A 21,440-nucleotide genomic window follows, 5' to 3' on the forward strand; every position below is an offset into this window, starting at 1 on the left:
CTGCGACTGGCGGGCGATGATTCGTCGCCAGTCGCTACCCCCCACAGGAGGTGACGACATGCCAAACAATTCCCGCCCCGCCGTTCTCGAACTGATCGGCAATACCCCGCTGGTACGCGTCAGCCGCTTCGATACCGGCCCGTGCACGCTGTTTCTCAAGCTCGAATCGCAGAACCCCGGTGGTTCGATCAAGGACCGCATCGGCCTGGCGATGATCGACGCCGCCGAGCGCGACGGACGTCTTAAACCCGGTGGCACCATCGTCGAAGCCACCGCCGGTAACACCGGTCTGGGTCTGGCGCTGGTCGGCCGTGCAAAAGGCTATCGCGTAGTGCTGGTGGTGCCGGACAAGATGTCCACCGAGAAGGTCCTGCACTTGAAGGCCATGGGCGCCGAGGTGCACATCACCCGCTCCGATGTCGGCAAGGGTCATCCCGAGTATTACCAGGACGTGGCGGCGCGATTGGCCAAGGAAATTCCCGACGCGTTCTTCGCTGACCAGTTCAACAACCCGGCCAACCCGCTGGCCCACGAATGCAGCACCGCGCCGGAGATCTGGGCGCAAACCCAGCATGATCTGGATGCCATCGTCGTCGGTGTCGGTTCGGCCGGCACGCTGACTGGACTGACCCGTTTCTTCAAGCGCGTGCAGCCAAATCTGGAAATGGTCCTGGCCGATCCGGTCGGTTCGGTGATGGCCGAATACAGCCGCAGCGGCACCCTCGGCAAGCCAGGTTCCTGGGCGGTGGAAGGCATCGGCGAAGACTTCATTCCGTCGATCACCGACCTCTCCAGCGTGCGCCACGCCTACTCGATCGGCGATGAAGAAAGCTTCGATCATGCCCGTCAACTGCTGCGTGCCGAGGGCATTCTCGGCGGTTCTTCGACCGGCACTTTGCTGGCCGCGGCGCTGCGCTACTGCCGCGAACAAACCGAGCCAAAACGCGTGGTCACGTTCGTCTGCGACACCGGCACCCGCTACCTGTCGAAGGTCTACAACGACCAATGGATGAATGACCAGGGCCTGTTGCAGTACAAACGCTACGGCGATCTGCGTGACCTGATTTCCCGGCGTTTCGAGGATGGCCGGGTGATCAGCGTCGGCCCGGACGACACGCTGCTCACCGCGTTCCAGCGCATGCGCCTGGCAGATGTGTCGCAGCTGCCGGTGCTGGTGGACGGAAAGCGACTGGTCGGGGTGATCGACGAGTCGGATATTCTGTTCGGCATGCAAGAAGATGCCTCGCACTTTCGCTTGACCGTGGCCAGCGCAATGACCGACAAAGTGCAAACCCTGTCGCCCGGCGCCAGTCTGGCTGAACTGCAAGCTGAACTCGACCGCGGGCTGGTGGCGATTATCGCCGACGCCTCAGGCTTCCACGGCCTGATTACCCGCGTCGACCTGCTCAATCACTTACGGAGATCCCTTACATGAGTCAGCACGATGAAACCGGTGCACCGCGCGCCTTCGCCACTCGGGTGATCCATGCCGGGCAGGTGCCGGACCCGTCCACCGGGGCGCTGATGCCGCCGATCTATGCCAACTCCACCTACTTGCAATCGAGCCCCGGCGTGCACAAGGGCCTCGACTACGGGCGCTCGCACAACCCGACGCGTTTCGCCCTGGAGCGCTGCGTCGCCGACCTTGAGGGCGGCACCCAAGCCTTCGCTTTCGCCTCCGGGCTGGCGGCGATCTCCACCGTGCTTGAGCTGCTCGACGCAGGCTCGCACATCGTCTCCGGCAACGACCTGTACGGCGGCACCTTCCGCCTCTTTGACAAAGTGCGTCAACGCAGCGCCGGGCATCGCTTCAGCTACGTCGACCTGACCGACCTCTCGGCCTTCGAAGCGTCGTTGCAGGACAACACGCGGATGGTCTGGGTCGAAACCCCAAGCAACCCGCTGCTGAGCCTCACCGACCTCAGCGCCATCGCCCGCCTGTGCCGCGACCGCGGCATCATCTGCGTGGCCGACAACACCTTCGCCAGCCCCTGGATCCAGCGGCCGCTGGAGCTGGGCTTCGACATCGTCGTGCACTCGACCACCAAATACCTCAACGGCCACTCCGACGTCATCGGCGGCATCGCCATCGTCGGGCAAAACCCGGAACTGGCCGAACGCCTGGGCTTCCTGCAAAACTCGGTCGGCGCCATCTCCGGCCCATTCGACGCCTTCCTCACCCTGCGTGGCGTGAAAACCCTGGCCCTGCGCATGGAACGCCACTGCAGCAACGCCCTGGAACTGGCGCAATGGCTGGAACGTCAGCCGCAAGTGTCGCGCGTCTACTATCCGGGTTTGCCATCGCATCCGCAGCATGAACTGGCACAACGGCAGATGCGCGGTTTTGGCGGGATGATTTCCGTTGACCTGAACACTGACCTGGCTGGCGCCAAACTCTTCCTTGAGAGCGTGAAAATCTTTGCCTTGGCCGAGAGTTTGGGTGGCGTGGAAAGTTTGATCGAGCACCCGGCGATCATGACCCATGCAAGTATTCCGGCGGAAACGCGGGCGCAGTTGGGGATTGGCGATGGCTTGGTGCGGTTGTCGGTGGGGGTTGAGGATGTGGAGGATTTGCGGGCGGATCTGGCGCAGGCGCTGGCGCGGATTTGAGTGAAGGGTTGCGAGTGGCCGGTTAGTTTTGACTGGCTACTGCCAGCCTAATTGCGGACATTCTTCAGTGCGATACTTCAGGCAAAGAAATCGGCTCCCTGTTTAGCAAAAAAGCCCGGCTGATGAAGCCGGGCTTTTTGTCGAGTGCTGCGGTAAAACCGTGCATTCAGACTGCACGGCGTTCGAGCAGACGGTCTGCACCACTTTCGGCCACCTGGTTGCCTTTCAGATGATCCGAACCATCAGAGGCGACGGCGTCGCTGAACAGTGGGTCAGTTTCAGTAGCGGCCACGGCGTCGCTGAACAGACGATCCGAGGTATCCGCAACAGCGCGTTTCTCCAGAAGGCGATCAGCGCCACCTTCAGCAACACGATTCTGTATCAGATGATCCGAGCCGCCTTCGGCGACCACAGGTTGAGCAGAAGTCGCGGCAAAAGCATTCAGTGCAAAGATCGAGAAAGCGATGCCGAGGAGGGTTTGGCGTTTCATGATGATGTGCTCCGGGGTGCAGTGGGTGGGTATGGCGCCGATCTTACGCCCCGGTAGTAATAAGAGAACTTCATTGAATCAATGGTTGCTATTGATAGGTTTAATGATGCCGCCAAACTCTTCTATTACGCATTATTTTAGTCAGCGCCAAACTGCTAGAAACTCGCTACGCACCCAACTTGATCAAGTCCTTAAAGATCAGTTGACCCCAGCTATTTCCGCGCGCCTGCACAAGCAGTCCACCTTCCGAAAGCCCGCCAAGTTTGATCGGCGAGAAACCGAGATTTTCCGCAAGCGTAGCAATCTCCGCTGCGGCCCCGTCATCGTCGCTCGCCAGGAACACGACTCTCTTGCCACCCTGTACGGCCGGATCCTGTTCAAGGACGCCAGCGACCAAATGGTTGAAGCCCTTAACCAGTCTCGCCCCCGTGAATGCCTGCGCGATGACTTTGGAAGAAGGCTGACCGCCCAGTTCCTCAGGAGGCACGCCGTAGGCATTGGTCACATCGATGATTATCTTGCCCTTCCAGGTTGGCAGTGCCTTCGCGACATCCCGGCGCGACTCGAAACGGACAGCCAAAAAGACGATGTCTGCCTTGACGGCATCCGCCAGTGTTTTGGGGATGATCCCGGGTCCGATCGCTGCCGCGGCGGAAGCAAAGCTTTGCGGGTCGCGAGTGGTTGCAACGGATACTTCAATGCCGCTTCGTGCAAATGCCTTGGCCAGCGCCTGGCCGAGTTTGCCGAAGCCGATAATTGCGTAACTCATATATTTTCCTCAGGTTTAGCACGCCCAACGGGCTCCAAATGTCATGGATTGCCCGATCGGGCGTAGCGAGTCAGATTTGCGCCAGACCGCCGTCGACGGCGACCTCGCTGGCGGTCATGAAGCTGCTGTCCTGCGACGCGAGAAACGCGGCCGCTGCTCCGATTTCCGCTGGATCAGCCATGCGCTGGAGTGGATTCATCGAAGCGAAAACCTTCATGCCTTCCTCGCCTAGCGCTGCCTTCGCGAGTTCGGTCGCCGTCGGTCCGGGGGACAGCACGTTTACCCGGATGCCGGTGCCCTTCAGGTCCTCCGCCCAGGTCCGCGCGAGGTTGCGCACCGCCGCCTTGCTTGCGCTGTAGACGCTGAATGCCGGGGCGCCCGTAGTGCCGGCGCTCGATCCGGTGAGGATGATCGAACCACCCTGGCCCATTAGCGGCAGCGCCTTCTGGACCGTGAAGATCAAGCCCTTCACGTTGGTCTCGAAGATTTCGTCAATGTGCTCGGCGGTGATCTTGCCGAGCGCAAGCTGGCTACCCGCCCCAGCATTGGCGAAGACGATGTCGAGGGTTCCGCGCTCGGCCTTCACCGCCGCGTAGAGTCGGTCGAGGTCGGCCAGATCGGACACCGAGCCCTTCACTGCCCGGGCGTTGGGCCCGAGGTCGGCTACAGCGGCGTCGAGCGCTTCCTGGCGGCGGCCGAAGATGAAGACGAAGGCGCCTTCCTCGATGAAGCGCTTTGCTGCGGCGAGGCCGATGCCGGTAGCGCCGCCGGTGATCACGGCGGTCTTTCCATTCAGTCTGGTCATGTCGTGCATCCTTCGTTGGAGTTGTTCCCAAGCAGGATTGCTTGCTTGAGACGAGGATGCAGCGCTGATAACCTAAGGACAAGTATGCACCTTTTGGTAAGTATCAAAAATGACGACGACTTCTGAAATCTGTGGCACCGGTTGCGGGCTCAACGCCACGCTGCGCATCATCTCGGGCAAGTGGAAACCGCTGGTCTTGTTTTTCCTGCGCGACGGCCCGAAACGCTACGGCGAGCTCAAGCGATTGATCCCAGGCGTCAGCGACAAGGTGCTGATCCAGCAATTGAAGGATCTGGAAGCCGATCGCGTGCTGGCGCGGACCGACTACAAGGAAGTGCCGCCACGCGTGGACTACACGCTGACCCCGCTCGGTCGCAGCCTGGCTGAAGCGATCATGCCACTGTGCACCTGGGGAACCGAAAACGCGGCGGAAATGGCAAGCATCTTCGCCAAGCGCGACGCTTTGGCCTAGCTGGATGCTGAAGAACCGCTGAGTCGCACGACCCTGCGCATTCGTGGGAGGTCTTCCGATCAGACTGTGAGGATGTGCGGTTTTGTCGCTCTGACCGATGTTTGTTTTTAGACGATCGCCGAAGGTCCGCTTTTGGCTGTGGATTCAACCGGTCGACGCAACAGATTGGCTAAATCGTTCAGCGGGTGTTTCGCAGTCTAGTGTTTTCCGAGGGCGGCTATTTAGCTGCCTTGCGACTTCATTTAGCGTGGCTTGCGAGTGACCCGCAAGGTCGGTTCCTTTCGGGAAATACTGCCTTAACAACCCGTTGGTGTTCTCATTCGATCCCCGTTGCCAAGGACGATGAGGATCGCAGAAGTAGACCTTGATGTCGGTAGCCACCGTAAAGCGCTTCATGGGCGATCCCTGCGATGAAATCCTCAGAAATCATAGCAAGGGTTTGGGGAAGCGCGTTCACGATCCTGACCATCAAGCCCTGGTCGAACATGCCGATAGTGCTCTGGATCAGGTTGTTCAATCCGTGGCTATTTATTTTCAACTAATGCTTAGAAGGAACTCAACATGGGCGTTGCGCTTGCAGGAATCGCGTTTCGTAGGAACAAGGAAGGCTTCAGCCCGGAAGACGCTGTTTCCCGCCTATTCGACAAGCGTGTAGAGGTGCTGCAGGAACCCGTGGATCGTTCTTTTGACTGCCGTCATGATCATGATGTGCTCGTTCAGCAATATGGCGATATTTGGGTAATAAGCAACGACTCGCTGACCATGCCTCTGCTCGAAGATCCTCAACACGATGTTCGCGGGCTGTATGAGACGCTTGATTCGCCTGAGTTGATGATCTGTTTTTGTCAGTACGATTCTGGCGATTGTTATGGTTATGCGTTCATCGAAGACGGTGTACTCACTCGATCGCGGCTGCAAGCCAGCGCCTTGCCGTTGCAACAGTTCGGCCCGCTAAAGGCATTCGAGCGCAAGTGGGAGGCTGCTGAATTCTATCTTGATGAAGACGACTGTCCGCAGGAAGAATGGCAAAAAATCTATTACCTCGGTGATCGTGAAGTGACGGTGATGGAGCACTTCCTCACCAGCCGAATGACTTACGAAGCATTGACTGAATATATAGGCGTGTGCCCGTGGGAAGCATCCATCAGGCCCCAAAATCGGTATTTCCGGCTCCATGACATGCCAGTTCAGCAAGCGCAGGAAACCGTTGAGAAATCGGACAAGAACAAGCCATGGTGGAGACTTTGGTAGCCCGTCAGACCAAAATTGGCCGTGCGGGTCGAGGAGAGGCTTGAGCACATTCGCAACGCGTTCCGGCTGACCCCGTTGATCAGACGTTTTTACACACTCTGGGTCGATAGCGGCCCATAGCTGACAGCCAGCTATCGACCCAAAGCGGAAGTTGGCAAACGGTAGTGTTCGGCGGACATTGACCTAGGACGCCTACTGGCCAAATACTGACTGTCGCAAGCGCCTAGAAAATCCGGGGTTATTGCGCCGCTTGCAAGCTCAAGGAAGGCTGTAGTGAAAATCAGTAAGACGCAGGTCGTCCTCAATAGCCTAATGCGCCTTTTGCAGGTGCTCATGGGCTTGGCGGGCTGGATGGGCGCAGGGGTGATTCTGGGGTTACACCTGCGCTCCGAGTTACAACCGTTTTTGTCGATGATCTTGGCGTCGGGGTTAGGTGTCATTGCCTTGGTCGTGCATGAAGGCGGTCATTACCTAGGCGCCAGATTGCATCGCATGCCGGTGTTGACGATGCGTGTCGCAGCCGTGGAGGTTCAGGTGCGACGCCGGGATTGGCAGATTCGCTGGTCGCCACAGCTCAAGGGCCGTCGACTCGGCGGTTACGTAATGGTGGCGACCAATCTTCAACTTCCGCTGCGCCAGCAGATGCTATGGTTTGTGCTGATGGGGCCCTTGGCCAACCTGCTCATGGGCCTGGCCTCAGTGGGATTGGGCTGGTTCACCGAGGGGCTAATGTCAGCATCCTTCCTAGCGTTTGCCATGCTTAACCTGAGCATGGCATTGGCCAATCTGATGCCAACCTCCCGCATTCTGCCCAGCGACGGTGCACTCTTTATCGCCTGGTGGCTGCACCGCGACGACCAACGTGCCGAATTGGCCCAGATGCGCTTGCTGGCAATGTCAATGGCAGGAGTAGCCTGCGAGCAACTGCCGCATACTGATATTGCACAGCTGTCCCAAGGAGCCATGCCTCAACCCTTGATTGCCATCAGCTACCGCCTTAGCGCCTTGTTGAACCAAGGCGACTTCCAGGCGGCGACGCAACTGGAGCAGAATCTGGAGGCGGTGCTGCAGGAGCATGCTCAGTCACTCAAGGGTATGGGCACACTAATCACTCTATTGCGCATTGAGTTCGCTTTCGTCCGCGCGTATCTAGAACAGGACGCCGGGCACCTGTGGGACGACTGGACGAACAGCGACCTTGACTGGTTTTGCCCTTGGCTGCCTCCACGCTGTGCGGCCCTGCGGGCGTTTTTGCAGGGAGATCTGCAACTGGGTGAACGTTATTTGCAGCAGGCGCTAGCAGCTGCGAACAACAGCGCAGTACCTACGACAAGCCGCAGCGAGGCACTTCTGGCGGACAGCCTGCGGGCATTACCAGCAGCGGCACAAAGCAAGGATCTCGAACCCGAGTGCGAGTTATAACCACGAACCCCCATAGGTTCGCAAAGAAGGAAAATTAGGAAGATGAATCGCCACTAGATTCGTAACCACCTTGGTGGTGACCGCTTCTGGCCGATTACTACCTGTCATTAATGTCCGCTTTGCATCTGCCCAGCCCCACCCATCGCTTGAAAGTACCCCTCCCAATACGTCTTCTACACTGACCAAGCCCGCTCGTGACCCGTTGTTCATGACTGCGGGCCCGCTTCCTTTTGCACGCCCCACACCCACCAGATCGCGAGGGGACACATGCCATGAACGCCATTACGACCAAAGACGGAACACGGATTTTCTACAAGGATTGGGGGCCGAAAGACGCGACGCCCATCGTGTTTCACCACGGCTGGCCATTGAGTGCGGATGACTGGGACAACCAGATGATGTTCTTCTTGCTCAAAGGCTTCCGGGTGATTGCGCACGACCGTCGCGGGCACGGACGCTCGACCCAGACCTGGGAAGGCAACGAGATGGACACGTACACCGCCGATGTCATCGAGCTGACCGATGCGCTCGACCTAAAGGGGGCGATCCATGTCGGCCATTCCACCGGCGGGGGTGAAGTTGCACGCTACGCCGCGCGAGCCAAACCGGGACGGGTAGCCAAGGCCGTGCTGATCAGCGCGGTACCGCCGATCATGGTCAAGTCGCAAAAAAATCCCGGCGGGTTACCCCTGGAAGTGTTCGACGGGTTCCGCTCGGCACTGGTTGCCAGTCGTGCGCAGTTTTACGTGGATGTGCCGGCGGGGCCTTTCTATGGATTCAATCGGCCTGGGGCCAAGGTCTCGCAAGGCGTCATCGATAACTGGTGGCGGCAAGGCATGATGGGCGGTGCAAAAGCGCATTACGACTGCATCAAGGCGTTTTCTGAAACCGACTTCACCGAAGACCTGAAGGCGATTCAAGTGCCGACGCTGGTCATGCATGGTGAGGATGACCAGATCGTGCCGTTCGCCGACTCGGCGCCGCTATCGGCCAAACTGTTGAAGCATCCGACGCTGAAGACCTACCCGGGTTTTCCGCACGGTATGCCGACGACCAATGCGGATCAGATCAACGCTGATTTGCTGGCGTTTATTCGCGGCTGAAGATCAGTGAAGAAAAGGGGTAGATTTATTTTCGAGGAAAATATATCCGCCCCTTTTGCTTTCTCATCCCGCCTCCCGCGCTACGTCCGTTTCGCTGTTTCATTACCGTCGGGGCGGATCTTGAACCAGATGGAGTACATCGCTGGCAGGAACACCAGCGTCATGATGGTGCCAACGAACGTGCCTCCGATCAGTGTGTAGGCCAGCGTCCCCCAGAAGACCGAGTGTGTCAGCGGAATGAACGCCAGGATGGCGGCGAGTGCTGTCAGCAGTACCGGGCGGGCACGTTGCACCGTGGCTTCGACCACTGCGTGAAACGGGTCCAGCCCTTCTTGCGCGTTGTGATGGATTTGCCCAATCAGAATCAGCGTATTGCGCATCAAAATGCCCGAAAGAGCGATTAGACCGACCAGCGCGTTAATACCAAACGGCTGCTGGAAGATGAGCAGTGTCGGCACCACGCCAATCAACCCCAGAGGTGAAGTAAGGAACACCATGATCATCGCCGAGATCGAGCGAACCTGCAGGATGATGACCAGCAGCGTCATGGCAATCATGATCGGGAATAAAGGCAACATCGCTTTACCGGCCTTGCCCGACTCCTCGATTGCACCCGCCTGCTCAATCCGGTACCCGCCAGGCAGCTTGTCGATGACCGGTTGCAGTTCCTTCATGATCACGCTCGAGACGTCCGGCGGCTGCAGATCTTCAGCAATGTCGCCGCGCACGGTAATGGTCGGTGTGCGGTCACGACGGCGGAGGATCGGATCTTCCATACGCACATCGACCGCTCCCACCTGAGACAACGGAATCCGCTGACCCGCCGTACCGACCAGCGTAAAGCCTTCTATCTTGGCGGGGTCAAGCCGGATATCTCCCGCTGCGCGACCCACCACCTGGACCGAGCGAATGTCCTCACGAACCGCAGTGATCGGCACTCCGGCCAGCAGGAACTGCAATTGCTGCGCGACTGAATTTGACGTCAACCCCACCGCCTCCAGGCGATCCTGATCCAACGCGAAATGCAGCGTCGGCGTCAGCGGTCCCCAATCGGTGTTGACGGTTCTCATCATCGGGCTCGACTGCAACACGTCCTGTACCTGGCCCGCAATCTCGCGCAACGTTGACGGATCGGGCCCCATTACCCGATAGGCAACAGGGAATGGCGAATACGGACCAAATACCAGCTGAGTCACCCTGACCCGCGCTTCCGGGGCAAGTCCCTGCGCAGCAGCCTCGCGGATACGAAACTTGAGGGCCTCACGCGCCTCCTGGCTGTCCGTCAGCACCACAATCTTGGCGAACGACGGATCGGGGAGTTCCGGCGCCATCGCCAGATAGAAACGCGGCGCGCCTTGCCCGATATAAGCGGTGACGATTTTTGCCTCATCCTGCTTTTGCAGCCAGGCCTCTATCCTGGCAGTGGTGGCGCTGGTCTGCTCAATAGAGGTCCCATAAGGCATTTGCACTTCAATCAACACCTCCGGGCGGTCCGAGGTAGGGAAGAACTGTTTCTTGACCAGGCTCATGCCGAGGATCGCCACGACAAACGAAGCGATAACAGTGCCAGCCACCAGCCATTTGCGCGCGATGACCCGCGTCAAAATCCGGCGGAAACGGTTGTAGTGAGGCGTGTTGTAAATAGCCGCGTGACCACCCTCGACCTTCTTGATGTCCGGCAACATCTTCACGCCCAGGTACGGGGTAAAAGCTACCGCAACCACCCAGGAGGCAATCAGGGCAATGCCCACGATCCAGAACATGTTGCTGGTGTACTCGCCGGCAGTCGACTGCGCGAAGCCGTTGGGCATAAAGCCGATAGCGGTCACCAGCGTACCGGAGAGCATCGGCGCAGCGGTATGACTCCAGGCGTACGCGGAGGCTTTGATGCGGTCGTAGCCCTCCTCCATTTTCACCACCATCATTTCGATAGCAATGATGGCGTCGTCCACCAGCAGTCCGAGCGCCAGAATCAACGAGCCGAGGGTAATACGGTCAAAGTTTTTTCCAGTGGCCGCCATCACTACAAACACCACCGCCAACGTCAACGGCACAGCCGCAGCGACCACTACCCCGACACGCCAGCCCATGCTGAGAAAGCACACAAGCATTACTACCAGCAGCGCGACGAAGAATTTGACCATGAACTCGCCGACCGCCGAACTGATATTCACCGATTGATCGGTGACCTTGGAGAGCGTCATGCCCAACGGCATGCCTTCATTTATCTTGACCGTCTCCGCGTCCAGCGCCTTGCCGAGATCAAGGCCGTTCCAGCCCTCACGCATCACGATCCCCAGCAACAAGGCCTCTTCACCGTTATTGCGCACAAGAAAGGTTGCGGGATCTTCATAACCACGTTCGATCGTGGCCACGTCAGAGAGCTTGAGCGTGCGCCCCTGAACGGCAATGGGCGTGTCACGAATTTTCTGCACCTTATCGAAGGCACCATCCAGCCGCAGGAAGACCTGAGGCCCATTGGTTTCGATGGAACCGGCGGGCGTGAGCACGTTTTGATTATTCAGCGCGGCAAAGATGTCCTGTGGAGAAATGCCCAAGGTGGCCAGCCGATCATGAGAAAAGGAAACAAAGATACGTTCGGGCTGCTCCCCGATAATGTTGACCTTCTTCACGCCCGGCACGTGTAACAGTTGTTGGCGCAACGACTCCGCATCACGCACCAACAGTCGCTGCGGCTCGCCTTTGGCTTTCAGGGCAAACAGCGCAAATGTCACGTCCGAAAACTCGTCGTTGACCATTGGCCCGATGACCCCCGCCGGCAGTTTGCGGGCCTCATCGTCGAGCTTTTTACGCGCCTGATAGAACTCCTCCTGTACTTGCGAGGGCGGCGTACTATCGAGCAGTGACACCATCGTGAAGGCGAGGCCAGGACGAGTGTAGGTTTCCGTGCGGTCGTACCATTTCAGTTCTTGCAGGCGTTTTTCGAGTGGCTCTGCTACCTGATCCTGCATCTCCTGCGCCGTGGCGCCCGGCCACGCGGTAATGACCGTCAACTGCTTGACCGTAAACGGGGGATCTTCCGCACGGCCCAGCTGAAAGAACGACAAGATGCCCGCAACGGCAATCAGGAAGATCAGAAACACCGTGATGGAACGCTCACGAACGGCGATCGCGGAAAGATTGAAGCGACCCTCGCTCATGGACGACCCCCGGCAACTTTGGCGTCATCCTGTTGAGGCAGTCTCACCTCTTCACCCTCGCGCAATAGATGCGCACCTAACGCTACGATCTGCTCGCCGACCTTGAGATCGCCTGCGACTCGCGCTGAGTCGTCGCTCAAGCCCAGGACTTGAACAGGTCGCCAAGCCACCTTCGCCGGTGTACCAACAATGACCCACACGCCAGTGCCTTTACCCGGGTCATAAACGGCAGCCATCGGCACCTGCATCGAATTCCCCTGCGCGGCGCCTTCAGCGATCCGAAGCGTGACGGTCGAACCTATCGGTGCATTGGCCAGCGCCCCCTCAAGCACGTACCGCGCCTCAAAGGTGCGGGTCATACGGTCGGCCGAGTCGGACAGCAGCCTCAGCTTTGCTGTAACAGCGCCCGTGGTATTGCCATAAAGCGTCGCCTGAGCGGTGGATCCTGCTGCGGGACGCAACGTCTCGGGCAGGTGCACGATGGCTTCGCGCTGACCTGCCCGCGCCAGTCGAACCACGGGCTGCCCCGGGCTGACGACTTGCCCCGGTTCGGCGAGCGTCTCCACCACAACGCCGTCGGAATCGGCAAACAACACCGCGTAACCAGAAGCATTGCGGGCTACGTCAGCCTGCGCTTCAGCGGCGCTGAGCTGCGCCTTCGCGGTATCCGCCGCGGCTTTGATCTGGTCGTAGGCCGATGCAGAAATAGCGCCTGCGGCGACCAGGTTGCGATATCGGGCCTCGTCATCGGCTGTCTGCTTGGCTCGGGCCCGAGCAGCTATGACCGACTCTTGCTGTGCACGCGCCTGTAACCCCAGGTCGATGGGGTCGAGGCGCATCAGTGGCTGACCACGTTTAACGGTTTGACCGGTATCAACCAGACGCTCAAGCACCTTGCCTGTCACCCGAAAACCCAAGTCGCCCTGGACGCGGGCAGCCACGACTCCCGTGAAAGAACGTGAGGCGTCGGAGGAACCCTGAACCGCTACGGACCTGACCAGAGGAGCATGCGTGCGCGGATCTTCAACGGTGGATGAATCACCGCACGCCGTCAGGACGAGAGGCAACAAGCATGCGGCAATGGGGATGGGTCGAAGCCTGCGCATAGGTTCCCTTACTTAAAAATAGGACGAGCGTCATATTCTCAGCGTGGTGACCATTTGTGTCAATGGTCACAATTCATGAAGCATCCAGCTTCTCTCTGAGACACTAGAAACCGACACACACCTAGAAAATATCGAAGACAGCTCAAACTACGTCAATTGACAGAATGTGACTATTACGTAATATGGTCACAAATATCCTCTATTGAAGGAATCTCAATGCCTCCCCTCCGTCCAATTTCACTTTTGGTCAGCGCCGGCTTAATGGCAGGTTGCGCGGTCGGTCCGGATTACCATCGTCCAGACGCTCCGCTTTCGGATCGTTACTTGGGCCAGCCTTCTGTCGAACAGCGGCCTGGCGCGACGACCAGCCTTGTCACCTGGTGGGAAGGCTTTGGTGATCCCGTGCTGACCGACTTCATCTCCAAGGCACTTGAGCAGAATCTGGACCTTGCGCAGGCGTCGGCGCGAGTCACTCAGGCGCGGGCCGGACTAGGCGCTACCAATGCCGCGTTACTGCCCTCGGGGAATATCAGCGGCCAGGCCGCGCGTTCCTACCAGTCAATCGAGACGCCACTCGGCCAGGTGTTGAATTCAACACCTGGCTACGATCGGTACGGAAATTCCTATGAGGTCAATCTCGATGCCAGCTGGGAGGCAGATGTCTTTGGCGGCCTGCGACGCGGACGCGAGGCCGCTCTGGCCGAGTATCAGGCATCCCGGGCGGGCGTCGCGGCGACACGATTGGCCGTCGCAGCGCAGACCGCCGATATCTACATCACTGTCCGCGGACTGCAGACCCGGTTGGACATAGCGAATCGACAAGTCAAAACGCAGCAGGAGCTACTGGAGAAAGTCCAATTGCTCTACAGCAAGGGGCTCGCCGCCAACTATCAGGTTCGTCAGACCGAGGGGGCCTTAGCGCAAGTCCAAGCGACAGTACCGGCCCTGCAGACCGGTCTGGATGCTGCGATGAATGCACTGGATGTCATGCTCGGCACGCCGCCAGGCACTCACCGCACACAACTTGCAATGGCGGCGAGCATCCCTGTAGCTCCGCCATTAAAGGCGATGGGAACGCCGGCCGATTTGCTGCGCCGCAGACCGGATCTGATTGTGGCTGAGCGCCGTCTTGCGGCCTCAAACGCACGCATCGGGGAGGCGATTGCCGAGTACTACCCGAAGTTCTCCCTTAGCGCATTGCTGGGCAGCGCCACCGCTGTATCCGCAGGCAATCTTTTTACCGGCGGCGCCAGCCAATCGGCGGGCGTACTGGGACTGCGCTGGAGGCTCTTCGACTTCGGTCGCATAAACGCCCAGATCGACCAAGCCAAGGGACAGGAAGCCGAAACCCTGGCCGCTTACCGTCAATCTGTTCTGCGTGCTACCGAGGATGTCGAGAACGCCCTCTCCTCACTGGTGAATCGCGAAGCTCAAGCAACCACCCTCGCCGGGGGAGAGGCGTCCCTGACACAGGCTCGACAATCGTCGTTCATCGCCTATGAGAAAGGCACGGCCAGCCTGATCGATGTCCTGCACGCTGACGAGACGCTGCTGCAGGCTTCCGATGCTCGAGCGCAAGCGCGAACGGAATCGGCACGAGCGGCGGTAGCGGCATTCAAGTCACTCGGTGGTGGCTGGCAACCTTGGGATGTCACGGTGACGAGTCGATGAAGCTTGAAGGGGAAAAGCCCGAGATGTGTTCTAAAGGTCGGGAGGCAACGCTTGCTCCCGACCGGACATCTATCGTGTAACAGCACTCAACTAGAAGCGGTAACTCACAGAAGTCCCAAGCCCGCTCGCACTGTTCTTATATTTGGCACTGTATGCACCTCTGGTCGCCGAGGTGTCGTTGATCTGTACGCTCTCCTCCCACAGGTAGGAATAGGCAACATCGATCGTGACATTGTCCGCCGGCGTCCAGCCAGCACCGAAGCTGATAACCTTCCGATCGCCCGTGGGAATGCGTGGTCCCCGGTTGGTGTTGTTGGTGGGCGACTGATCAACCGAAAAACCTGCGCGAAGCACCCATTGGTTATTCAGTTGATACGCCGCACCGATAGCGTGAGCCCACGTATCGTGCCAATTCTGCTCTTCGGTAATGGTGCCCAGCGCGCCGCTCAACGCAGGGGGTAAACCGGTGTTTTCGATAGTTAACTCTTTGAAGCGACTCCAGCGAGTCCAGGTGCTCCCCAAGTAGACGGTCCAGTCGTTGTTGAGCTGATGTGTCACCGAGAAATCCACAGACTCTGGGGTATCCACATCCAGCGAAGCGTCATAACTGCGGCCGCTGCCCCCCAACAGACTAAAGATGCCATCAGTGACCTTGGTCTTGGCATCCAATTTATAACTGACCTTGGAATGGTAGGTCATGCCCAAACGGGTTCGGTCTGTCGCCTGCACCAGGATACCAGCGTTGAAACCGAGGGCCGTGTCGTCACCCGTGCTTTTGAGTTTTCCGTCATTGCGACCAGGGCTAAGTGGATTGGGCACCATCCCGGATAGCTCACCGCTGATTCGGTTGATGGTTGGACCGAACCCGATCGAAACCTTGTCGTTGAAGGCATAGCTGATAGTGGGCTGGAACGTGAGGGTCGTGACCTCGCTTTTGTTGGCATAGTAACGCCCGGCGAAACCGCTGCCATAGTCAGTCATCAGACCGAAAGGTACATAAAACCCTACACCGAACGCCCAATGCTCATCGATGGGTTTGACGTAGTAACCCATCGGCACGGTGGTGGTTGGCACCATGTCTCCGTCTTCCTGTCCACCGAATGTGCTCCGGGTGTGGCTTATGTCGGACTTGGCAAAAAGAGTCGCAGCTCCCACGCTGACCTGCTCTCTTTTCAAGCGAGACATTCCCGCAGGGTTACCGAATACCGTGCTCGCATCTTCAGCGGATGAGGAGCGACCAGCAAACCCCGCCCCCATCCCGCTGATGCTCTGTTCATTCAGAGCGAAGCCGCTTGCAAAAACGTTTGAGGACGCGAGCACGACAGCAAGGCCAAGTGGGCTCTTGAGCACTATTTTTTTCATTGTTTGAACTCTATGGGATCACTGAGATGACGCAGTAGATGCGACGGACCACCATATTTATTCATGTGACCAACTCAGTCAATGGTCACAATACAGATAAATAAATGCCCTTCGCCGGATTGACGAAGGGCCAAGTGAAAAGCCGTTTGATGATTTGTTGCTTACCCGGGGATGCTGTAAACCTTCAGCCGAAGGTCAAGGCATGAGGCTACGCAGGATGAGGTTGGAGGTAAGCATGGGCGCCTCCTCGACGAAATCGAGGTTGTACTGCAGCAGCAAAGGGTTGACGAATGGTCGCAGCGCGAGATGTATCGATTCTACTGTTTCGTCCAGTGGCGTCTTGCGTTCAAATTCGCCAATTTCTCGCCCTTCCCTCACGATTTGCGATACGAAGCGTTTGATCTGCGCGTCATAAGCCTGCGTACTGGGCCAGCTTTCCGACGCCGCGAACGCTGCAATGTCATAGAGTTTTCGGTCGTTGAAGAACAGATTCACACCTGTGGCAATAACAGTTTTGACCAAACGTCGAAAGCGCTCTGTCGGCGACAGGCCTTCTACATTGATAGCCTGCTCCACTGCCGCGACGATTTCTGCCAGACAATTAGCGCAGATGGCCTCACCGATTGCTTGCTTGGAATCAAAGAATTTGTAGATGTAAGCCTTGGAAAACCCGATGGCCTTGGCCAGGTCGGAAACCGTGGTTTTGCTGTAGCCGTATTGACTGAAATGCTCGTTGGCCGCCGCGACAATCTGGTCTCGAATGTCGTGATCGGCTGGGCCACGGGTGCTGGGCGAAGATGAAGATATTGATGGCTGATTCATGGGAACAGCTTACTCATCCTGTCGACGACTGACAACTTGTGACCGATCAGAGACACAGTCACAAAACAAGCATCTCAACGCGTTCGGCTGAGCGCCTCGTCACCAGCCCGACGCGCTCGTCGCCCGTAACGACTACTAATCGTAAAACGCCTCTACCAACACCCTGCTCCCAACAAAAAAACTATCCGCAACCAAGCGCAACGGCTGCAGATCCAGGTCACTGGCCTTGTCACCAATCAACTGCTGAAAATGCCGATACACCGCCGCGTACTCGCCCTCCTCCGACACCGCCTGGCGCACGCCGTCGATACTCAACAGCGCGCCACCGTTGTCCAGGCGCAGGACGCCTTCGGTGCAGCGAATCTCGATGCTCCAGAGTTCATCTTGACCGTGGTCGAAGTCGAACTCCGCGCGGACATCAAGGTGGCGTGAATCGGACATCTTGATGTCTGCGGCAATCGGCGACTGGCAGTTGTTGGGGACACGCAGTTCGGCGGACTCGACAAACAGCGGCAACGGCAGCAGATGGGTGGCGATCGACAAGGCATTGATGCCGGGATCGAAGACGCCCAGGCCTCCGGGTTGCCAGATCCACGCCTGACCGGGGTGCCATTTGCGCACGTCTTCCTTCCAGTCGATCTGCACACTTTGCAGGGTGCGGGTGGCCAGCCAGTCGCGGGCAGCCTCGATGCCGGGCGCATAGCGTGAGTGCCAGGCGAACAAACCGCTGACGCCTTGCTCCGTGACCTGATTCACCAGTGCCATCGCTTCACCCAATGTGGCGCACGGCGGTTTTTCCACCAGCACGTGTTTGCCAGCGGCCAACGCTTGTTGCACCAGGGCGAAGCGTCCTTGGGGCGGTGTGCAAAACGCAATCGCATCGACGGGCGGGCCGTTTTCGAGCAGCTCGGTCAGGGACTGAAAGTTCTCAACCCCGGCGCAGGGCTGCCCTTGCGTGGCGACAGACACCAACTGGAACGCGGGGTTGGCGTGGATAGCGGGGACGTGTTGATCCTGGGCAATCTTGCCGTAGCCCACCAGACCGAGACGGATCGGTTGCATCAATGACTCCTGATTTTTGTCTTGTTTGGGTCAGCGAACGGGCAAGGTTACGTAGGTATGGCGGGGAAGTCATTGATGAGTTGTGAGCACTTGAATGACATCAGCTCAATACCCGGTATTGCGACGGCCCAACGACGGCAGTGGCCTGCCGTCGCACGTCGATGAGCGAGTTGGCCGACTTACTTTTTGATAGGTGTGACGAGCGTCTTTTCTTCGGTGTCGAGGACGAACACGGCCAACAGCCGCGCAGGTTTGGTGTCGCTGGCGTTGGCGCTGACTTCGTGCACGGAACCCGGTTCCTCTACGAAGTTTTCGCCGACGTGGTAGATCTTTTCCGGCTGGCCTTTAACTTTGATGCGAAACGCGCCCTCAAGGACCGTGGCATAGATGAAGGCCGTTTTCGGATGGGTGTGGGAGGGTGACGCGGCGCCCGGCCCATACTCGACGACCACACCCTTCATGCTCTTGCCAGGGATGTTGGGAATGGGACGGTCAAACACGACGGTCACCTTGCCGGCGGGCGGCTCAGCGGCCGACGCAGCGGTGATCGACAGTACTGCGAACGCAGCGGCTACGAGAAATCGGGTAACCATGGCACTACTCCTTCGTATGTAGGTGTTATGACGGCGCGCCCATTACCGGGGCGGCGCCTTCCTGAGTGGTCCGGCAAGCCTCAGCGTTCCGCTTTGGCCATCGACTGGCGGAGCCAGTCTTCGAAACGGATCGTGCCCAGGCGCGGATTTTTGCCGGGGGTCAGCGACTGATCGTCCAGCACGTCGCCGAAGTAGCGCGCGTGTACGTCCGGCACGACCTGACGAGTGTCCTGAGTGATTTGCAGAAAGCGCCTGACCAGTTCGTCGAGCGGCATGGCCTCGGGTCCCGCGACTTCGACCGTGCCATTGACCGGCGCTGCCAGCACAACGTCAGTGAGCGCCGCCACGACGTCGTCGGACGCCATCGGCTGGATCAGCGCCGGCGAAAGGTAAATCTTCTCGCCGACCATGGCCGACTGCGCGATGCCGCCGACGAATTCGAAGAACTGTGTGGCACGCAAGAGGGTGTAGGGAATGCCGGAGGCCTTGATGAGGTTTTCCTGTGCGACCTTGGCCCGAAAATAGCCGTTCTCGGGAAGCCGTTCGCTGCCGACAATCGACAGGGCAACGTGATGGCGAACCCCGGCGGCCGCTTCGGCGGCCAGCAGGTTACGGCTCGACGTTTCGAAAAACTCGAGGACGGCCTGGTCCTCCCACGACGGCGCATTCGCCACGTCAACGACGATGTCTGCGCCATCCATCGCTTCGGCCAGGCCTTCTCGGGTGATGCTGTTTACGCCCGTGCTGGGACTGGCAGCGAGCACGTCATGGCCGCGCTCGCGGAGGTTGTTCACAAGTTTCGATCCGATAAGGCCGGAGCCTCCAATAACGACGATCTTCATGGGCTTTCTCCACGTGTCGACGGCAACCATTGCGTCGGTGTAAAGGGAGATTGCCTGCGCGCATGGGCGAAGTCCTTGTGTCTGCTGTGGGTTTGCCTCCACAAAAGCTTGGTTTTACGTCCAAACAGGCCGCGGCCCGACGTCGTCCCTGCCGCAGACGGTGCGGCGGGTTTGGCGCTGCCGTATCATCAATTTCAAATACCAATCACCAGTCGCCCGGGACACGGAGTTGAAGGCGCTTCGCCAGGGGAACCGCACCTTGCCATTCGTGTTTGAAGACTACGTGCTCGATGAGGAGCGCCGGGAACTCACCTTGCGCGGGCAAATCGTGGCCGTCGGTCCGCAGGTCTTCGATCTATTGCTGCTGTTCGTCAACAACCCTGATCGCGTCGTCAGCAAGGACGAACTGCTCAGGGCAGTGTGGAACGGCCGGATCGTCTCGGAATCGACGATCACCAGCCACATCAATGCGGTGCGCAAGGCCATCGGCGATACCGGCGAGGAACAGCGCCTGGTGCGCACCGTCGCCCGCAAGGGCTACCGCTTCGTCGGCCAGATAAAAGCCGACGGGATCGGCGAAACGCAACAGGCTGACCGTCCTGACATCGACGAGCGCGCGTCCACAGACCCGAAGGAGATGCCCTCCTCGCCCGTTCTCCCGGACAAACCCTCGATTACCGTTTTGCCCTTCCAAAACCTGAGCGGCGATCCGGAGCAGGACTATTTCGCTGACGGCATCGTGGAAGACCTCATCGCGGCTCTGTCGCGTATCCGCTGGCTGTTCGTCATCGCGCGCAATTCGAGCTTCACCTACAAGGGCCGGACGGTGGACGCCAAGGGTGTCAGCCAGGAACTAGGCGTGCGCTATGTGCTGGAAGGCAGTGTGCGCAAGTGCGGGAACAAGGTCCGCATCACCGGGCAGCTCATCGACGCGACGAACGGGACGCATATCTGGGCTGAGCGCTTCGAAGGCTTACTCGACGACATCTTCGAGCTGCAGGATCAAATCAGCGAAAGTGTCGTCGGCGCCATCGCGCCGCAACTCGAACGGGCAGAAATCGAACGCGCCAAACGCAAACCGACGGAAAGCCTGGACGCCTACGACTACTATCTGCGCGCAATGGCAAAACTGCACAACGGCACCCGGGAAGCCCTCGACGAGGCGTTGCCGTTGTTCTACAAGGCCATCTCGCTCGATCCGGAATTTGCATCGGCGTATGGCATGGCAGCCTGGTGCTACTTCTGGCGCAAGCTCAATGGCTGGATGACCGATCGGACGGCGGAGATCGCTGAGGGCGTGCGGCTTGCGCGTTTGGCGGTGACGCTAGGCCGGGATGATGCGGTTGCGTTGACGCGAGGCGGACATGCATTGAGCCACCTCGCCGGCGATGTTGACGGCGGCATTGCCTTGCTCGACAGGGCACGTCTGCTCAACCCTAACCTCGCCCCCGTCTGGTACCTGGGCGGTCTCCTGCGCGCGCTGCGCGGTGAAACAGACGCGGCCATCGAGCATCTGACTCATGCCACTCGCTTGAGTCCGCTGGATCCGGAAATGTTCAGGATGCAGGTCGGGATGGCGCTCGCGCATTTCTTCGCCGGGCGTTTCGATCTCACGACGCAATGGGCGGAAAAAGCGCTGGGCAACCTGTCCAGTTTCCTGGCCCCGGTGGCCCTGTTGGCGGCCAGTCATGCCCTCAGTGGACGAATGGATAAAGCGCGGCTGGCGATGCAGCGTCTACGCGAGCTGGATCCGTCGTTGCGCCTCTGCAACCTGAAAGACTGGCTGCCCATCCAACGGCCCGAGGATTTCGCGCGGTTCGCCGATGGACTGCGGTTGGCCGGGTTACCCGAGTGACCGCTGATCACAGCCCCCACCGAACCTTTACCCGGCAACCGGCG

General features: G+C 59.0%; 19 protein-coding genes and 1 pseudogene. 8 read left to right on the forward strand and 12 right to left on the reverse strand.

The features are described from left to right. Positions 1 to 58: 58 nt before the first annotated feature. Both ACWIKB_RS29980 and ACWIKB_RS29985 read left to right on the forward strand, forming a co-directional pair. Entirely contained in the window at positions 59 to 1,435 is a 1,377-nt protein-coding gene (locus ACWIKB_RS29980) for a pyridoxal-phosphate dependent enzyme (protein WP_475271129.1), read from the forward strand. Continuing rightward, entirely contained in the window at positions 1,432 to 2,610 is a 1,179-nt protein-coding gene (locus ACWIKB_RS29985) for a cystathionine gamma-synthase (RefSeq protein ID WP_475271130.1), read from the forward strand. Before ACWIKB_RS29980 ends, ACWIKB_RS29985 begins: the two co-directional genes overlap by 4 nt. Before the next feature lie 166 nt (positions 2,611 to 2,776). On the opposite strand, the gene ACWIKB_RS29990 is transcribed toward ACWIKB_RS29985, so the two are convergent. The 3 genes from ACWIKB_RS29990 to ACWIKB_RS30000 all read right to left on the reverse strand — a co-directional run bounded on the left by ACWIKB_RS29990 (position 2,777) and on the right by ACWIKB_RS30000 (position 4,674). Further along, complete coding sequence (locus ACWIKB_RS29990; RefSeq protein WP_475271131.1) at positions 2,777 to 3,100, reverse strand: hypothetical protein; 324 nt, start codon at positions 3,098 to 3,100, stop codon at positions 2,777 to 2,779. 166 nt (positions 3,101 to 3,266) lie between these two features. Continuing rightward, positions 3,267 to 3,869 (reverse strand): NADPH-dependent F420 reductase, encoded by a 603-nt coding sequence (locus ACWIKB_RS29995; RefSeq protein WP_475271132.1) that lies wholly within the window; start codon positions 3,867 to 3,869, stop codon positions 3,267 to 3,269. 70 nt (positions 3,870 to 3,939) lie between these two features. Then, complete coding sequence (locus ACWIKB_RS30000) at positions 3,940 to 4,674, reverse strand: SDR family NAD(P)-dependent oxidoreductase (protein ID WP_475271133.1); 735 nt, start codon at positions 4,672 to 4,674, stop codon at positions 3,940 to 3,942. A 109-nt stretch (positions 4,675 to 4,783) separates the two neighbouring features. Here ACWIKB_RS30000 and ACWIKB_RS30005 point away from each other — a divergent pair, with 109 nt between their 5' ends. After that, entirely contained in the window at positions 4,784 to 5,146 is a 363-nt protein-coding gene (locus ACWIKB_RS30005; protein WP_475271134.1) for a winged helix-turn-helix transcriptional regulator, read from the forward strand. A 144-nt stretch (positions 5,147 to 5,290) separates the two neighbouring features. On the opposite strand, the pseudogene ACWIKB_RS30010 reads toward ACWIKB_RS30005, so the two are convergent. After that, positions 5,291 to 5,539: pseudogene (locus tag ACWIKB_RS30010) on the reverse strand (IS30 family transposase); the annotation flags it as partial. Further along, entirely contained in the window at positions 5,463 to 5,663 is a 201-nt protein-coding gene (locus ACWIKB_RS30015; protein ID WP_475271173.1) for a hypothetical protein, read from the reverse strand. The pseudogene ACWIKB_RS30010 and the gene ACWIKB_RS30015, both read right to left, overlap by 77 nt. Before the next feature lie 44 nt (positions 5,664 to 5,707). Here ACWIKB_RS30015 and ACWIKB_RS30020 point away from each other — a divergent pair, with 44 nt between their 5' ends. The 3 genes from ACWIKB_RS30020 to ACWIKB_RS30030 all read left to right on the forward strand — a co-directional run bounded on the left by ACWIKB_RS30020 (position 5,708) and on the right by ACWIKB_RS30030 (position 8,922). Continuing rightward, complete coding sequence (locus tag ACWIKB_RS30020; RefSeq protein ID WP_475271135.1) at positions 5,708 to 6,397, forward strand: hypothetical protein; 690 nt, start codon at positions 5,708 to 5,710, stop codon at positions 6,395 to 6,397. 273 nt (positions 6,398 to 6,670) lie between these two features. Beyond that, positions 6,671 to 7,819, forward strand: a complete 1,149-nt coding sequence (locus tag ACWIKB_RS30025; RefSeq protein ID WP_475271136.1) for a M50 family metallopeptidase — start codon at positions 6,671 to 6,673, stop codon at positions 7,817 to 7,819. A 272-nt stretch (positions 7,820 to 8,091) separates the two neighbouring features. Further along, entirely contained in the window at positions 8,092 to 8,922 is an 831-nt protein-coding gene (locus ACWIKB_RS30030) for an alpha/beta fold hydrolase (RefSeq protein WP_475271137.1), read from the forward strand. A gap of 80 nt (positions 8,923 to 9,002) precedes the next feature. Here the strand turns inward: ACWIKB_RS30030 and ACWIKB_RS30035 are convergent, their stop codons facing one another. After that, positions 9,003 to 12,083: an efflux RND transporter permease subunit gene (locus ACWIKB_RS30035; RefSeq protein ID WP_475271138.1), complete on the reverse strand. Its 3,081-nt coding sequence runs from the start codon at positions 12,081 to 12,083 to the stop codon at positions 9,003 to 9,005. Then, positions 12,080 to 13,189, reverse strand: a complete 1,110-nt coding sequence (locus tag ACWIKB_RS30040) for an efflux RND transporter periplasmic adaptor subunit (RefSeq protein ID WP_475271139.1) — start codon at positions 13,187 to 13,189, stop codon at positions 12,080 to 12,082. The genes ACWIKB_RS30035 and ACWIKB_RS30040 overlap by 4 nt, the downstream gene beginning before the upstream one ends. Positions 13,190 to 13,405: 216 nt before the next feature. Here ACWIKB_RS30040 and ACWIKB_RS30045 point away from each other — a divergent pair, with 216 nt between their 5' ends. After that, positions 13,406 to 14,860: an efflux transporter outer membrane subunit gene (locus tag ACWIKB_RS30045; protein ID WP_475271140.1), complete on the forward strand. Its 1,455-nt coding sequence runs from the start codon at positions 13,406 to 13,408 to the stop codon at positions 14,858 to 14,860. 90 nt (positions 14,861 to 14,950) lie between these two features. Here ACWIKB_RS30045 and ACWIKB_RS30050 read toward each other — a convergent pair whose 3' ends face one another. From ACWIKB_RS30050 to ACWIKB_RS30070, 5 genes are all read right to left on the reverse strand, one after another. Then, positions 14,951 to 16,222 (reverse strand): OmpP1/FadL family transporter, encoded by a 1,272-nt coding sequence (locus ACWIKB_RS30050; RefSeq protein WP_475271141.1) that lies wholly within the window; start codon positions 16,220 to 16,222, stop codon positions 14,951 to 14,953. A 195-nt stretch (positions 16,223 to 16,417) separates the two neighbouring features. Next, positions 16,418 to 17,044, reverse strand: coding sequence for a TetR/AcrR family transcriptional regulator (locus ACWIKB_RS30055; protein ID WP_475271142.1), 627 nt, complete (start codon positions 17,042 to 17,044; stop codon positions 16,418 to 16,420). Positions 17,045 to 17,179: 135 nt separating this feature from the next. Continuing rightward, complete coding sequence (locus ACWIKB_RS30060; protein WP_475271143.1) at positions 17,180 to 18,106, reverse strand: Gfo/Idh/MocA family protein; 927 nt, start codon at positions 18,104 to 18,106, stop codon at positions 17,180 to 17,182. A 179-nt stretch (positions 18,107 to 18,285) separates the two neighbouring features. Further along, positions 18,286 to 18,699 carry a cupin domain-containing protein gene (locus ACWIKB_RS30065; RefSeq protein ID WP_475271144.1) on the reverse strand — a complete coding sequence of 138 codons (414 nt, stop codon included), beginning with the start codon at positions 18,697 to 18,699 and terminating at the stop codon, positions 18,286 to 18,288. A gap of 80 nt (positions 18,700 to 18,779) precedes the next feature. Beyond that, positions 18,780 to 19,541 (reverse strand): SDR family oxidoreductase, encoded by a 762-nt coding sequence (locus ACWIKB_RS30070; protein WP_475271145.1) that lies wholly within the window; start codon positions 19,539 to 19,541, stop codon positions 18,780 to 18,782. Between the two features lie 259 nt (positions 19,542 to 19,800). Between ACWIKB_RS30070 and ACWIKB_RS30075 the strand changes: the two genes are divergently transcribed. Continuing rightward, the gene (locus ACWIKB_RS30075) at positions 19,801 to 21,396 is read left to right on the forward strand and encodes a winged helix-turn-helix domain-containing tetratricopeptide repeat protein (protein ID WP_475271171.1); all 1,596 of its coding nucleotides are present in this window, start codon (positions 19,801 to 19,803) and stop codon (positions 21,394 to 21,396) included. Positions 21,397 to 21,440: the final 44 nt, after the last annotated feature.

It is taken from the genome of Pseudomonas sp. 5Vm1k, assembly GCF_056161485.1.

What these genes read in the sequence shown, in the direction of transcription:
- ACWIKB_RS29980 (WP_475271129.1), top strand. Translation starts at nt 59, where the DNA reads ATGCCAAACAATTCCCGCCCCGCCGTTCTCGAACTGATCGGCAATACC.
- ACWIKB_RS29985 (WP_475271130.1), top strand. Translation starts at nt 1,432, where the DNA reads ATGAGTCAGCACGATGAAACCGGTGCACCGCGCGCCTTCGCCACTCGG.
- ACWIKB_RS29990 (WP_475271131.1), bottom strand. Translation starts at nt 3,100, where the DNA reads ATGAAACGCCAAACCCTCCTCGGCATCGCTTTCTCGATCTTTGCACTG.
- ACWIKB_RS29995 (WP_475271132.1), bottom strand. Translation starts at nt 3,869, where the DNA reads ATGAGTTACGCAATTATCGGCTTCGGCAAACTCGGCCAGGCGCTGGCC.
- ACWIKB_RS30000 (WP_475271133.1), bottom strand. Translation starts at nt 4,674, where the DNA reads ATGACCAGACTGAATGGAAAGACCGCCGTGATCACCGGCGGCGCTACC.
- ACWIKB_RS30005 (WP_475271134.1), top strand. Translation starts at nt 4,784, where the DNA reads ATGACGACGACTTCTGAAATCTGTGGCACCGGTTGCGGGCTCAACGCC.
- ACWIKB_RS30020 (WP_475271135.1), top strand. Translation starts at nt 5,708, where the DNA reads ATGGGCGTTGCGCTTGCAGGAATCGCGTTTCGTAGGAACAAGGAAGGC.
- ACWIKB_RS30030 (WP_475271137.1), top strand. Translation starts at nt 8,092, where the DNA reads ATGAACGCCATTACGACCAAAGACGGAACACGGATTTTCTACAAGGAT.
- ACWIKB_RS30035 (WP_475271138.1), bottom strand. Translation starts at nt 12,083, where the DNA reads ATGAGCGAGGGTCGCTTCAATCTTTCCGCGATCGCCGTTCGTGAGCGT.
- ACWIKB_RS30040 (WP_475271139.1), bottom strand. Translation starts at nt 13,189, where the DNA reads ATGCGCAGGCTTCGACCCATCCCCATTGCCGCATGCTTGTTGCCTCTC.
- ACWIKB_RS30045 (WP_475271140.1), top strand. Translation starts at nt 13,406, where the DNA reads ATGCCTCCCCTCCGTCCAATTTCACTTTTGGTCAGCGCCGGCTTAATG.
- ACWIKB_RS30050 (WP_475271141.1), bottom strand. Translation starts at nt 16,222, where the DNA reads ATGAAAAAAATAGTGCTCAAGAGCCCACTTGGCCTTGCTGTCGTGCTC.
- ACWIKB_RS30055 (WP_475271142.1), bottom strand. Translation starts at nt 17,044, where the DNA reads ATGAATCAGCCATCAATATCTTCATCTTCGCCCAGCACCCGTGGCCCA.
- ACWIKB_RS30060 (WP_475271143.1), bottom strand. Translation starts at nt 18,106, where the DNA reads ATGCAACCGATCCGTCTCGGTCTGGTGGGCTACGGCAAGATTGCCCAG.
- ACWIKB_RS30065 (WP_475271144.1), bottom strand. Translation starts at nt 18,699, where the DNA reads ATGGTTACCCGATTTCTCGTAGCCGCTGCGTTCGCAGTACTGTCGATC.
- ACWIKB_RS30070 (WP_475271145.1), bottom strand. Translation starts at nt 19,541, where the DNA reads ATGAAGATCGTCGTTATTGGAGGCTCCGGCCTTATCGGATCGAAACTT.